Raw genomic sequence first — 13,638 nt, forward strand, 5'->3', positions numbered from 1 at the left:
TCCTTCCGGTCGCCGAAATACTACCGCGTGTTTGTGGGCCCGGAGAGTGGCGGCGGTTCGTTCTTCCTGAACTCGCAACGAATCGGGCCGGATCCGCTCCACGACTACGCCCGTCGAGCCTATATTTCGGAGCCAATGGCTCCGATGATGGCGTCAAGCATGACCCCGGATGCGTCTCGGCGGGATCCGGACTCGGGGAGGGCACGGGGAGTACCGTCCGGACCGACGGCCCGCGCCGGCGCTGGCCCGACCCAGGCGACGGCGAGCGTATCTTCGCCCTTCAGGAAACGCTGGGCACGCACACCTCCGGTGGCTCGCCCCTTGGCCGGGTACTCAGAGAAGTCGCTCAGCTTGGCACTGCCGGGGTCGGTCCCAGGCAGGGTCTGACTGCTCGCCGCGACCGTCGCGACGATCGCCGTGGCGACGTCATCGGTCGAAAGGCTCGTGAAGAAGACGACCGTCTCACCCGGCGTCAGCTTGATGCCGGCCATGCCGCCGGCTGCCCGGCCCTGTGGACGCACACCGGAGGCGGTGAAGCGCAAGAGTTGGGCGTCGGAGGTGATGAAGACGAGGTCGTCGTCCTCGCCGCCCTGGACCGCGCCGACCACTTCGTCCTTAGGTTTAAGCGCGACGATCTCGAAGTCGGGCTTGTTGGCCCAGTCCCCGGGAGTGACGCGCTTCACGATACCCTGGCGGGTGGCGAGTGCAATCGCCCGATCGGAGTCGAGGGAGACGATGCCGAGTACGTGTTCCTTCTTATCGGACAGCACGAGGTACTCGCTGATTCGCACCCCGGCGGCGAGTTGAATCGACGTCGGCGGCATCACGGGCAGATCAACGGGGGAGAAGCGGATGAGGCGACCCCGGTTGGTCACCGCGCCCACCTCGGTGCGGCTCGTCGTGTCCAGCGTGGAGAGCACGGCGTCGTGCTTGCTACGTCGCTGGGGCGGCTGGATTCGCTGCGGAAGTGAATCGTCGACCGCGACCAGGTCGACCCGGGCGATGCGACCGGTCACGCTCAGGAAAATGCGGGTAGCGATGTCCTGCACCTCGAGCACGGCCGCCTGGCGTTTGGCGGCGGCGACCGAGAGGCCGGCGATGCTCGGCTTGGCCTCGGTCAGTACCGTGCGGCGCGGGGTACCGAATTTTTCGGCGACGGCACCGAGCTCCTCAGAGACCAGAGTGCGGATGGCGGCCTTGGAGGACAGTAGTTTTTCCAGCTTGGCGATCTCCGCGAGCAACTGGTCGCGTTCGGCTTCGAGTTCGATGCGAGAGAATTTGGTGAGGCGGCGCAGCCGAAGTTCCAGAATGTACTCAGCCTGGATCTGGCTCAGGTCGAACACGTCGATGAGTTTGGCGCGCGCCTGCTCGGTGTCGTCGCTCGCGCGAATCACCTGGATGACCTCGTCGATGTCGAGAATGGCCACGAGCAGGCCGAGCACGAGGTGCAGGCGTTCCTTGCGGCGGGCCAGCCGGTAAGCGGAGCGGCGGGTGACGACCTCGATGCGGTGATTGACGTAGACGTGCAGCAATTCGAGCAGGCCGAGGGTCTGCGGGGCTCCGTTGACGAGGGCGACTGCGTTGATATTGAACGAGTCTTCGAGCGGGGTGTAGCGGTAGAGCTGCTCGAGCACGGCGTCGGGGCTGAACCCGGTCTTGATGCCGATTACGAGACGAAGCCCCTTGGTTCGGTCGGTCAGGTCGGTGACGTCGGAGATGCCGCTGAGCTTCTTCGAGTTGACGCCGTCCTTGATCTTCTCGATCACCTTTTCCGGGCCGACCAGATAGGGGAGTTCGGTCACGACGAGCCCGGTCTTGCGGGCGCTGATCGACTCGACCGAGACGCGCGCCCGGGTCTTGAAGCTGCCACGGCCGGTGCTGTAGGCATCCTTGATGCCAGCCAGACCGACTATCGTGCCGCCGGTGGGCAGGTCGGGCCCCGGCACGAACTCCATCACGTCGTCCAGGGTCGCGTTCGGGTGCGCGAGCAAATGCCGGGCCGCTCCGACAACCTCGATCAGATTGTGCGGTGCCATGTTGGTCGCCATGCCGACGGCGATGCCGCTCGTGCCGTTGACCAGCAGGTTGGGGTAGGCAGCCGGCAACACATCGGGCTGGGTCAGCTGGTTGTCGTAGTTGGGCACGAAGTCGACGACGTCTTCGTCGAGGTTCTCGGTCATGGCGAGGGCCGGGGCCGCCAGACGGGCTTCGGTGTAGCGGGGAGCAGCCGGCCCGTCGTCGAGAGAACCGAAGTTGCCGTGTCCGTCGATCAGCGGCACCCGAAGCGAGAATGACTGGGCCATGCGCACGAGGGCGTCATAGATGGCGGTGTCGCCGTGCGGGTGCAGCTTGCCCATCACCTCACCGACAACACGGGCGCTCTTCACGTGCCCCTTGTCGGGACGCAATCCCATTTCGTTCATCTGGTACAGGATGCGTCGCTGCACCGGCTTGAGACCGTCCCTGGCGTCGGGCAGGGCGCGCGAGTAGATCACCGAATAGGCGTATTCGAGGAAGGACCCCTGCATCTCGACCGAGACATCGACGTCCTCGATGCGTTCGGTGCTGGCTGTGCTGGCGGCGGGTGTGGTGCTGTCTGAGCGGCTCATTCGCGAATTCTGCTTCAAGCGTGCGGCGGCGACCGAGCGATCCGGTCGGGCTGCACTACGTCTGGGGCGCTCTCGGGAGCGCTGGAGGGCGCGGGTTCGTCCCTGTGAAAGAATAGAACCCGATGCTCACCATGCTACCGGCCCGCCAATTCAGTGCCCTGCGCCTGGCCGATGTTCTCACCAGTTCCCTCGATGCCGTCTGTGCCAGACCGAATTCGCTCGGGTTGCCCGCGGTGCGCAAAGCGGTCGTGATTCTGGCGGACGGCCTCGGCGTCAGCTCGATCCGTGCTCGGGCCGGGCACGCCCGTTTTCTGGCTTCCCGCCTCAACAAATCCAGCATCATCGACGGAGTCTTCCCGGCAACGACCGTGGCGGGGATAGCGACCCTGACCACCGGGGTGGAACCGGGCCAGCACGGTCTGGTCGGCTACCAGGTGCTCGATGCGGCTCGCGACCGGGTCGTCAACCAGCTGACCGGCTGGGACGCGGGTATGCAGCCCGCGACCTGGCAGCGGGCCCGCACCGTCTTCGACCGGGCCGCCGCCGACAACGTGCCCAGCTTCGCCATCGGCCCGAAAAAGTTTTTTGACTCCGGCTTCACCCAGGCGGTATTGCGCGGGGCTCAGTACGTGCCCGCCGAGAAGGTGGCCGATCGTTTTGCCGCTGCGCGCAGCATCCTGAATGAGAACCCCGCCGCCCTGATCTACCTGTACGTCGCTGAACTTGACGTTGTCGCCCACGCGCACGGCTGGGAGTCGGACCGCTGGTTGGCCGTGCTCGAGAACCTCGACTCGGAGGTGACCCGGTTCGCGGCGACTCTGCGCTCCGATGAGGGGCTGCTCCTCACCGCAGACCACGGCGTGATCGACGTGCCGAGCACCAAACACGTTCTGTTCGACACCGAGCCGGCACTCGTCGCCGGGGTTCGCCACGTGGCGGGGGACCCGCGCTGCGTGCAGCTCTACCTCGAACCGGAGCAGTCCGCGGTCGACGCTGACTCACTCGCGGATGCCTGGCGGCAGTCGCAGGGGGATCGCGCCTGGGTCTACACCCGCGCTGAGGCGGTGGCGGCCGGCCTCTACGGGCGCGTGGCCGACGAGGTGCTGCCGCGCATTGGCGATGTGCTCATTGCCGCCCGCAAGGGGATCGCGTACTACGATTCCCGGCCGGCGAACCAGAAGGCGCGCAACATGATCGGGCAGCACGGTTCCCTCACCGATGAGGAAGTGCGCGTGCCGCTGATTCGTGCGGGTGCCTTCGAACGATAGCGAAGACATTCCGGCGCCCCGGCTGGGGCGCCGGAGCGGTTAGACCGGGTACTGACGGCGCTTGACCTGCGGCTTGGGCAGACGCATCGGCCGCAGCTGCAGCGCGCGCATGGCTGCATACCAGCGGATGCGCTCGGCCTTGTCCTCGCCGAATTTGGCCTCGATCTTCTTGGTGAGAATGAAGCCGAGTGCGACGCAGTCGATGACGGCGAGGATGAAGAATGCCCAGAGCGCGAAGATCGCGTAGACGTCAATGCTCGGAATCGTCGTGAGCAGGATCACCAGGAACATGATCGGGATCATCAGTTCGCCGACGTTGAACCGCGCGTCGACGTAGTCCCGGGCGTAGCGCTTCTGCGGACCGCGTTCGCGCAGCGGCAGATACTTGTCGACTCCGGCAGCCATGCCGGCCCGAGCGACATCCCGAGTTGCTGTGGATTTGGCGCGCGCCTGCTTGGCGGCGAGCTTGCGGTCGTCCGGCACCAGCGGGCGCTTGTTGGCCGCTTCCTGCTTCTTGCGGGTGGGGGTCGCCTGACCCTTGCCGGAAGTGGGCGCGAGACCGAGGCGCGCTGCGGTCTCGTCTGCGCTTTCAATCGACGGCTGGGCGTCGGGGTTTACGGGAGTCTTAGCCACATCAAATCCTTGCAATTGGGTGCTTTAAGATTACCCGTATGACTGGTAACCCACAGACAAATTCCCCAACCACGGGCTCCGCCGCACACTCGGAAGCGGATTCGGGGGCGCAAAACGCCCTCCGCACCGCCGTCGAACAGGGGCTCCCCACCACGATCGCCGACCTGTGCGCGTTGGTGCGCATCCCGTCGGTATCCTGGGCCGCTTTCGACCGTGCCCATGTCGCCGCCAGCGCCGACGCCGTAGTGGCTCTCGTGCGCCACCTCGACGTGTTCGAGTCCGTCGACATCGTGCAGGCAGGTATACCGGGCGGGACCGAAGTCGGCCAGCCAGCCATTCTCGCCTCTCGTCCGGCGCGCAACGGCCGGCCGACCGTGCTCCTCTACGCTCACCATGACGTTCAGCCTCCCGGCAAGGACGAAGACTGGGAGTCCGACCCGTTCACCCCGACCGTCCGCGGCGACCGGCTCTACGGGCGCGGTGCCGCCGACGACAAGGCCGGGGTGATGGCGCACATCGCCTCCATTCGAGCTCTCGTCGCCGCTGTCGGCCGCGACTTCGATCTGGGGCTCGCGCTGTTCATCGAGGGAGAAGAAGAGTTCGGCAGCCGCTCGTTCGCCACGTTCCTGGATGAGAACCGCGAGGCCCTGCGCGGCGATGTGATCGTCGTGGCCGATTCCAACAACTGGGACGTGAACACGCCCGCCATCACGACTGCACTACGCGGAAACGTCACCCTGCGGTTGACCGTGCGCACGCTCGAGCATGCTTCGCACTCCGGCATGTTCGGCGGAGCAATCCCGGACGCCATGCTGGCGATGATCAAACTGCTCGCGACGCTGTACGGCGATGACGGTTCGGTTGCCGTCGCCGGACTGACCAGCATCGACGTGCCCACCCCCGACTACTCCGAGGAACAGCTGCGCGCCGAGACCGGGCTCCTGCCCGGCGTCAGCCCGATCGGACACGGTTCCATTCTCAGTCGAATCTGGTCGCAGCCGGCTCTCACCGTCACCGGCATCGACGCCCCGAGCGTCGACAACGCGTCGAACACGCTCACACCGAGCGTCAGCGTTCGAATCAGCACGCGCATCGCCCCCGGGCAGTCCGCGGTCGAGGCCGCGGTCGCCATCGAAACGCACCTGCGTGAGCACGCCCCCTTCGGCGCGTCAGTCGAGATCGACGATATCGACACCGGCGAACCCTTCCTGGTCGACACCAGCGGCTGGGCCGTGACCGAAGCGCGAACGGCCATGACGGATGCCTGGGGCACGCCGCCGGTGGACATTGGCGTCGGCGGTTCGATACCGTTCATCGCCGACTTGGTGCGCGTTTTCCCGGCCGCGCAGATTCTCGTGACTGGGGTAGAAGACCCTGACTCCCGCGCCCACAGCCCGAATGAATCCCTGCACCTGGGAGTTTTCAAACGGGCCGTACTGAGTGAAGCGTTCCTGCTCGGTCGCCTGAATGAGCGCACCGGTCATTGACCTCGAGAACCCCGCTCAGGGAAGTATGAGAGCGTGGGAATGCCCAGGTCGACTTTCTGGTTGTCCCAGATAGCATTGTCTAGACCAAAACCTGCGTGCGAAGCAGTCACTGCGCGAACCAAGGAGAAGCATGACCGACACCATGACCCCGACTATCAGCTCCGCTGACATAGCGACGCCTAGCGCCGCGCACGGCATCGCCCTCACCGAGGTCGCGGCACTCAAGGTGCGCAGCCTGCTGACCCAGGAAGGCCGCGAAGACCTCCGTCTGCGCGTCGCCGTGCAGCCCGGCGGATGCTCCGGCCTGATCTACCAGCTGTACTTCGACGAGCGGGTTCTCGAAGGCGATGCCGTCGTCGACTTCGACGGTGTCGAGGTCGTCGTGGACAAGATGAGCGTCCCGTACCTCGATGGTGCCTCGATCAACTTTGAGGACACGATCGAGAAGCAGGGGTTCACCATTGACAACCCGAACGCCGGCGGCAGCTGCGCCTGCGGCGATTCCTTCAGCTAAGCATCCGCTTTAGAAAACCTGCAGGGCAGGAACATTATCACCCGATAATGTTCCTGCCTTTTTTTGCTTCCAGCCCGTCATTCCCCAGCCGTTTTCCCGTCGACTCGCCTGATTTAGCCAGCCATCAGCGGTGGCGCTGCAGAAAACCTCGCCGCCACGACCCGAGGGTGCACGTCGGGCACGTTCTCGCGGAGTAGGCTGGGATGGATCAAAACACTTCCTGAGAAGTGTCCTCGAATCTCCCGAAAGGTCCCCGGTGCGCAATAACCACCGCCTTCGTTGGGCTGCTATTCCGCTCGCAGCGACGTTAGCCGTTGTACTGGCCGGATGCACGCAGGCCCAGCTCCACGGCTTCCTGCCCGGCTTTACTGAAGAGGGTGAAGCGCCGGTCAGCAATCAGACCGATCGCGTCGCCGGACTGTGGACCACGGGGTGGATCGTTCTCCTCGTCGTCGGCCTCATCACCTGGGGGCTGATCATCTGGACGATCGTGGTCTACCGCCGCCGGAAGGGCCAGACCGGACTCCCGGTTCAGCTGCGCTACAACATGCCGATCGAGATTTTCTACACGGTCGTGCCGCTCATCCTGGTCGTCGGATTCTTCGCATTCACGGTTCGAGACCAGATCGCCATTGAGACCCGATTCGAGACCCCCGACGTCAAGATCGAGGTGCAGGCCAAGCAGTGGGCCTGGGACTTCAACTATGTCGACGAAGACGTCTATTCACCGGGCATTCAGGGCCAGCCGGATCCTGACGGTGAACGCGGTTCACTCATAGAGTCTGAACTTCCCGTCCTGGTTCTGCCGGTCGACCAGAAGGTTGAAATCGCTCTCGAATCTCGCGATGTCATCCACTCCTTCTGGGTCATCGATTTCCTGTACAAGAAGGACGTCGTTCCCGGTAAGACCAACTACATGTCGGTCATCCCCGAACGCATCGGTACCTTCAAGGGCAAGTGCGCCGAGCTGTGCGGCGAGTACCACTCGCTCATGCTCTTCAACGTCGAGGTCGTCTCTCAGGAGGACTACGACACCTACATCCAGACTCTGCGTTCCGCGGGCAACGTCGGCCAGCTCGACAACAATTACGACCGCAATCAGAATCAGCCGGGCACGAGTGCCCCGACGGCTCCGGAGGGCAACTAAACCATGAGCACGACCATCGCACCAGTCGAGTCACGTCCGGCACTGCCGGTCTCTCCGTCTGCGGAGCCCAAGGGAAATATCCTCGTTCGGTGGATCACCTCCACCGACCACAAAGTCATCGGGTACATGTACCTGATCACGTCGTTCATCTACTTCTGCCTCGGCGGCGTCATGGCACTCATCATTCGCGCCCAGCTGTTCGCCCCCGGACTCGACGTCGTGCAGACGAAGGAGCAGTACAACCAGCTGTTCACGATGCACGGCACAATCATGTTGCTGATGTTCGCGACACCGCTGTTCTTCGGATTCGCCAACTTCCTCGTTCCGCTGCAGATCGGCGCTCCCGACGTTGCGTTCCCGCGTCTCAACGCGCTCGCGTACTGGTTCTTCAACTTCGGCAGCCTCATCGCCGTTGCCGGGTTCCTGACCCCGCAGGGTGCTGCGTCCTTCGGATGGTTCGCCTACCAGCCGCTCGCCAGCACGACATTCTCACCGGGAATCGGCGGCAACCTGTGGATGGTCGGGCTGGGCCTGTCGGGCTTCGGTACCATTCTCGGCTCGGTCAACTTCATCACCACAATTATCACCATGCGCGCCCCTGGAATGACGATGTGGCGGATGCCCGTCTTCACCTGGAACACGCTCATCACGGCTCTGCTCGCCTTGATGGTGTTCCCGGTGCTTGCCGCAGCCATGCTCGCCGCCGCATCCGACCGGATCTTCGGCTCGCACATCTACGACTCGGCCAACGGTGGTGCCATACTCTGGCAACACTTGTTCTGGTTTTTTGGACACCCCGAGGTGTACATCATCGCCCTGCCGTTCTTCGGCATCGTGTCTGAAGTCTTCCCGGTGTTCAGCCGCAAGCCGATGTTCGGGTACAAGACGCTGATCTACGCGACCATCTCCATCGCCGCGCTGTCCATCTCGGTCTGGGCGCACCACATGTACGTCACCGGCTCGGTGCTGCTACCGTTCTTCTCGCTCATGACCATGCTCATCGCGGTCCCCACCGGGGTGAAAATCTTCAACTGGATCGGCACCATGTGGCGAGGGTCGCTGACCTTCGAGACGCCCATGATCTGGGCCATCGGCTTTCTCGTCACGTTCACCTTCGGTGGTCTCACCGGCGTGATCCTGGCCTCGCCGCCGCTCGACTTCCACGTATCCGACACCTACTTCGTCGTCGCCCACTTCCACTACGTGGTCTTCGGTACCGTCGTATTCGCCATGTTCAGCGGGTTCTACTTCTGGTGGCCCAAGTGGACCGGCAAGATGCTCAACGAGAGTCTCGGCAAGTGGCACTTCTGGTTGCTGTTCATCGGCTTCCACACCACATTCCTGATCCAGCACTGGCTCGGAGTTATGGGAATGCCGCGTCGGTACGCCACCTACTCGCCGGAGGATGGTTTCACCTGGATGAACCAGGTATCAACCATTGGCGCCATGATCCTCGCCGTGTCCATGATCCCGTTCTTCCTGAACGTGTACATCACGGCCCGCAAGGCGCCCCTGGTCACGGTCAACGACCCGTGGGGCTACGGCTCCTCGCTCGAGTGGGCCACGTCTTGCCCGCCGCCGCGACACAACTTCACCTCCATTCCCCGCATTCGGTCCGAACGCCCGGCCTTCGACCTCAACCACCCCGAAGCTGGCATCCCCGTCGGAATCGGACCCGGCAAGGATGCGCCCGATGCGCCCGTCTACGACATCGACTCGAATCAGGTGAAATAAGTGAAGACCAACGTCAACCTGCTCTGGGTGCTCACCGTCTTCTTCGGAATCGTCACGGTTGTGTACGTCGGCTGGAGCCTGCTCGATCCCTTCCACGGCCAGATTGAGTGGGCCGGCACGTTCATGCTCGCCCTGTCCACGCTGCTCGTGGCCTTCGTCGCGTTCTACCTGGACAAGGTGCACGCCGCTCAGGGTGGGGAGCTTCCCGAGGACCGTCTCGATGGCAACATCGACGACGGGGATCCCGAGATGGGCTTCTTCAGCCCGTGGAGCTGGTGGCCGATTTTTCTGGCCGCCGCCACGGCGCTGGTCTTCCTCGGTCTCGCCGTGGGTTTCTGGGTCTCCTTCATTGGACTCGGCCTGGGTCTGATCTCCCTAACCGGATGGGTGTACGAGTACTACCGCGGCGTGTTCGCCCGCTAAACACACAACACCAACCGATACCGATCTGCCGCTGCTGGCAGGTCGGTATCGTCGTTTAACGTTCGGCCAGGCCGTGTCAGGGCAGGTGCGTGTTGGAGTCAGACTGTGACAGCGCCGGGCAGTGTCCGGGTCGGGTGTGCCAGCGCAGGTCTGTGTCCCGGTCGGGCTGTCTCAGCGCGGGTCCGTGGCGCGGCGCCGAAACCCGAAGATGTCGAAGGCGATCGTCACGTCCTGCACCGAAGCTGGGACCGGCTCAGGGCCCGTCGGTGCAGCGTGGTGCGACGACGGGCCCATGCCGATGAGCGAGGCCACCTCGGCCACTGAGAGCGCTACGGTTTCTTCGAGGTGCTGGGCGCTCTCCAGGGCGAACCAGGCCGCGAGGCTGACTTCGAGGTGCGCGGCCTTGTCGGCCTGTATCTCCACGGCCAGGCCGGCCCGCCGGAGCTCTCGCAAATGCGTCGGTCGGGGGACCACCACGAGCAGCAGCCCGCCGGGTCGGAGAACGCGATGGAATTCCGCAGCATTGCGGGGCGCGAACACGTTGAGGATGACATCGACCGCAGCGTCCTGCACGGGCAGCGGGGACCAGACATCCGCTACCAGCCCGTCAATGCGGTCATGCGAGCGGATGGTTCGGCTCACCGCAGTGGGGGAGAGGTCCATGCCAAGCGCCCGAACGTCCTCGCCTAGGGGCAATGCCTCGCGCAGATAGTAGCCGGTACCGCAGCCTACGTCCAGAATACGGCGGGGATGCTCGGGGGAAATGACGACGCGAATGGCGGCCTGGAGCGGCTCGTACCAGCCGGCCGCGAGAAAACTGTCGCGGGCATCGAGCATGGCTGCGCTGTCGCCGATGAACTTGGGCGGGCCGGTGAGGAGGTTGATGAAACCGCGCTTGTTGACGTCAAAGGAATGCCCCGTGCCGCATCCCAATCGGAGTGCGCCCGTCGGAGCGAGGGGCAGAAAGCAGTTCGGGCACCGAAGCCACTCCGATAACGTCTGGAGTGACATCGATGCCCGATCTGTGGTGGTGCCTGAAGAGCGCTACTTATCGGTGATCGCCGCCTGGTGTTCCTGGTCGGTGATCGCTGCGGGGTGGTCGCTGTGAGCGCGATTCAGCTCGGTCTGCGTGACCGGAGTGATCCGGTCTTCGAAGAACCACCGGGACAGTCCGGCGCGAACCTTCTCGGCGGGGCCGATCTTGCCCTGGGCGTTGGGCCGAAGCATGAGCGGCTTGAAGTCGCTGTAACTCACCAGTTTCCAGCGCTCGTACTCATCGACCGGCTGGTGCACTTCGACGAACTCGCCGCCGGGCAGTCGAACGATCCGGCCTGACTCGTAGCCGTGCAGCACGATCTCGCGGTCCTTCTTCTGCAACGCGAGGCAGACGCGCTTGGCGATGAAGAAAGCCAGAATCGGTCCCAGCAACGTTGTGGCCTGGAGGGTGTGGATAACACCTTCCATGGTGAGGTGGAAATGCGTGGCCATGATGTCCGACGACGCTGCAGCCCAGAGTGAGGCGTAGAACGTGACGCCGGCAGCACCGATAGCGGTGCGGGTCGGGGCGTTGCGCGGACGATCCAACACGTGGTGCTCGCGCTTGTCCCCGGTGATCCAGGCTTCGATGAACGGGTAGACCATGACGGTGACGATGAACAGTCCAACCACGGCCAGTACGACCACGATGTTGAGCGAGTAGGTGTGGTTCAGCCACACGACCTCCCACCCCGGCGGAATCAGGCGCATGGCGCCGTCAGCGAAACCGATATACCAGTCCGGCTGAGTACCGGCAGACACCGGTGACGGGTCATACGGACCATAATTCCAGATCGGGTTGATCGTGAACAGGGACGCGATCAGCATGACGACGCCGAAGACGATGAAGAAGAACCCACCGGCCTTGGCAGCGTACACGGGGAGCACCGGATATCCGACCACATTCTGGTTGGTGTGTCCGGCCGCCGGGTACTGGGTGTGCTTGTGCACGACGACGAAGAGGAGGTGCATCGCGATCAACGCGACGATGATCGCCGGCAGCAACAGGATGTGCAGCGAGTACAGCCGTCCAACTATATCGGTGCCGGGGAATTCTCCGCCGAAGAGCAAGAAGGAGGTCCAGGTTCCGATAACCGGGATGCCCTTGACCAGACCGTCGATGATGCGCAGACCGTTACCGGAGAGCAGGTCGTCAGGGAGGGAGTAGCCAGTGAATCCTTCGGCCATGGCGAGGATGAACAGGATGAACCCGATGACCCAGTTGAGCTCGCGCGGCTTGCGGAACGCACCGGTGAAGTAGATCCGCAGCATGTGCAGCCCGATGGCGGCGACAAACAGAAGAGCTGCCCAGTGGTGTACCTGGCGCATGAGCAGGCCACCACGAATGTCAAACGAAATGTCCATGGTCGACGACATCGCTACCGACATCGGGATGCCCTTGAGCGGCGCGTAGGAGCCGTCATAGACGACCTCCGCCATGGAAGCCTGGAAGAAGAAGGTCAGGAAAGACCCGGACAGCAGGATGATAACGAAGCTGTAGAGCGCAACTTCGCCGAGGAGGAAGGACCAGTGGTCAGGGAAGATCTTGCGACCAAGTTCTTTGACCGCGCCAGAGATGCTTGTGCGCTCGTCGATGTAGTTGGCGGCCGTGGCGGTGAAGCCACCGGCCTTCTTCGCCCCGACGGTTTGATCCCCAGCGGATTCGCGGGTGTTTACGGTTGTCATGCTCGCTCCCAGAAACTCGGGCCGACTGGTTCAGTGAAATCGCTCTGCGCGATCAGGTAGCCCTCAGCGTCCACGGCAATCGGGAGCTGGGGTAGTGCCCGCTTCGCCGGTCCGAAGATGACCTTGCAGTGGTTCTCAACGTCGAACTGCGACTGGTGACACGGGCAGAGCAGGTGGTGGGTGTGCTGTTCATACAGTGCCACCGGGCATCCTACGTGGGTGCAAATCTTTGAGTACGCCACGATGCCCTGGTAGGACCAGGTCTTGCGATCCTCTGATTCTACCAGGTCCGCTGGGTCCATACGAATTAGCAGGACGGCTGCCTTGGCCTTTTCTTCCAGGCGACCATGCTCCATCTCGGACAGCCCTTCCGGAATGACGTGGAAGGACGATCCCAACGTGACATCCGAGGCCTTGATCGGTGTGCCGCTCGGGTCCATGGTCAGGCGGACGCCCTTTTTCCACATGGTTTCGTTTAGGAGGTCGACGGGGTTCTGGTCCATCGGACCGAGCCCGCGGAACAGGACAACGGCAGGCAGCGGGAAGACGACGAGCGCGCCGATCAGGCTGTTACGAATGAGCGTGCGACGACCGAAGCCGGATTCTTCATTTGCCTGCTGAAATATCTCCACGGCGCGGGCCCGAACGGGTTCGGTTCCACGAACCGGATGGCGTTCGTCAACGCCTTCATGATCACTCATGAGGGCCTTGCCCCAGTGCACAGCACCGATACCGATGGCGAGTAACGCGAGGCTGAGCCCAAGACCGATGAACAGGTTGTTCAGGCGTACGGATCCCGGATCTTCCGGGACGATGGGAAAGGCCATGTAGGCGGCGATCGCGAAAACACTACCCACGATGGAAACGTAGAACAACGTGTAGACAGCGCGCTCCGCCTTGCGCTCTTCCTTGTGGTCAAGGTCGGTGATGCGCGGACGATGCGGTGGGAACCCCGGGTTGACCAGGGAATCCCGTGTGACGACGGCGGTGCTTGCGGCGATTGGAGCAAGCGAGTCGCCAGGCGAGTCGGCGGCGGTTACGTCCTCCGCGCCGTTATCGTCCTTGACCATTGTTCTCCTTTGTGGGCTGTGAAAATACTCTG

11 protein-coding genes are annotated in these 13,638 nt (G+C 63.5%); 6 read left to right on the top strand and 5 right to left on the bottom strand.

Features of this window, described 5'->3' with window-relative positions; translation table 11 throughout:
* Nucleotides 1-119: 119 nt before the first annotated feature.
* Entirely contained in the window at nt 120-2,609 is a 2,490-nt protein-coding gene (locus tag E3T31_RS11655) for a DNA topoisomerase (ATP-hydrolyzing) subunit A (RefSeq protein WP_134468847.1), read from the bottom strand.
* Between the two features lie 122 nt (nt 2,610-2,731).
* Here E3T31_RS11655 and E3T31_RS11660 point away from each other — a divergent pair, with 122 nt between their 5' ends.
* Nucleotides 2,732-3,877 carry an alkaline phosphatase family protein gene (locus tag E3T31_RS11660; protein WP_241977860.1) on the top strand — a complete coding sequence of 382 codons (1,146 nt, stop codon included), beginning with the start codon at nt 2,732-2,734 and terminating at the stop codon, nt 3,875-3,877.
* Nucleotides 3,878-3,916: 39 nt separating this feature from the next.
* Here E3T31_RS11660 and E3T31_RS11665 read toward each other — a convergent pair whose 3' ends face one another.
* The gene (locus E3T31_RS11665; protein WP_134468848.1) at nt 3,917-4,510 is read right to left on the bottom strand and encodes a DUF3043 domain-containing protein; all 594 of its coding nucleotides are present in this window, start codon (nt 4,508-4,510) and stop codon (nt 3,917-3,919) included.
* 38 nt (nt 4,511-4,548) lie between these two features.
* Here E3T31_RS11665 and E3T31_RS11670 point away from each other — a divergent pair, with 38 nt between their 5' ends.
* From E3T31_RS11670 to E3T31_RS11690, 5 genes are all read left to right on the top strand, one after another.
* Nucleotides 4,549-5,997 (top strand): dipeptidase, encoded by a 1,449-nt coding sequence (locus E3T31_RS11670; RefSeq protein WP_134468849.1) that lies wholly within the window; start codon nt 4,549-4,551, stop codon nt 5,995-5,997.
* A gap of 130 nt (nt 5,998-6,127) precedes the next feature.
* Nucleotides 6,128-6,511 carry an iron-sulfur cluster insertion protein ErpA gene (gene erpA, locus E3T31_RS11675; RefSeq protein ID WP_134468850.1) on the top strand — a complete coding sequence of 128 codons (384 nt, stop codon included), beginning with the start codon at nt 6,128-6,130 and terminating at the stop codon, nt 6,509-6,511.
* Between the two features lie 256 nt (nt 6,512-6,767).
* Entirely contained in the window at nt 6,768-7,658 is an 891-nt protein-coding gene (gene coxB, locus E3T31_RS11680; RefSeq protein ID WP_134468851.1) for a cytochrome c oxidase subunit II, read from the top strand.
* Nucleotides 7,659-7,661: 3 nt separating this feature from the next.
* The gene (gene ctaD, locus E3T31_RS11685; RefSeq protein ID WP_092448624.1) at nt 7,662-9,392 is read left to right on the top strand and encodes a cytochrome c oxidase subunit I; all 1,731 of its coding nucleotides are present in this window, start codon (nt 7,662-7,664) and stop codon (nt 9,390-9,392) included.
* A complete protein-coding gene (locus E3T31_RS11690) occupies nt 9,393-9,815 on the top strand; it encodes a cytochrome c oxidase subunit 4 (protein WP_134468852.1) in 423 nt (140 codons plus the stop codon).
* Between the two features lie 171 nt (nt 9,816-9,986).
* On the opposite strand, the gene E3T31_RS11695 is transcribed toward E3T31_RS11690, so the two are convergent.
* The 3 genes from E3T31_RS11695 to E3T31_RS11705 are packed head-to-tail and all read right to left on the bottom strand — an operon-like array spanning nt 9,987 to nt 13,606.
* A complete protein-coding gene (locus tag E3T31_RS11695; protein ID WP_134468853.1) occupies nt 9,987-10,826 on the bottom strand; it encodes a methyltransferase domain-containing protein in 840 nt (279 codons plus the stop codon).
* A gap of 33 nt (nt 10,827-10,859) precedes the next feature.
* Entirely contained in the window at nt 10,860-12,536 is a 1,677-nt protein-coding gene (locus E3T31_RS11700) for a ubiquinol-cytochrome c reductase cytochrome b subunit (protein WP_134468854.1), read from the bottom strand.
* A complete protein-coding gene (locus E3T31_RS11705) occupies nt 12,533-13,606 on the bottom strand; it encodes a ubiquinol-cytochrome c reductase iron-sulfur subunit (RefSeq protein WP_134468855.1) in 1,074 nt (357 codons plus the stop codon). The genes E3T31_RS11700 and E3T31_RS11705 overlap by 4 nt, the downstream gene beginning before the upstream one ends.
* Between the last annotated feature and the right edge of the window lie 32 nt (nt 13,607-13,638).

Origin of the sequence: Cryobacterium sp. TMS1-13-1, from assembly GCF_004403125.1 — a bacterium.
GTDB classification, from domain to species: Bacteria; Actinomycetota; Actinomycetes; order Actinomycetales; family Microbacteriaceae; genus Cryobacterium; species Cryobacterium levicorallinum.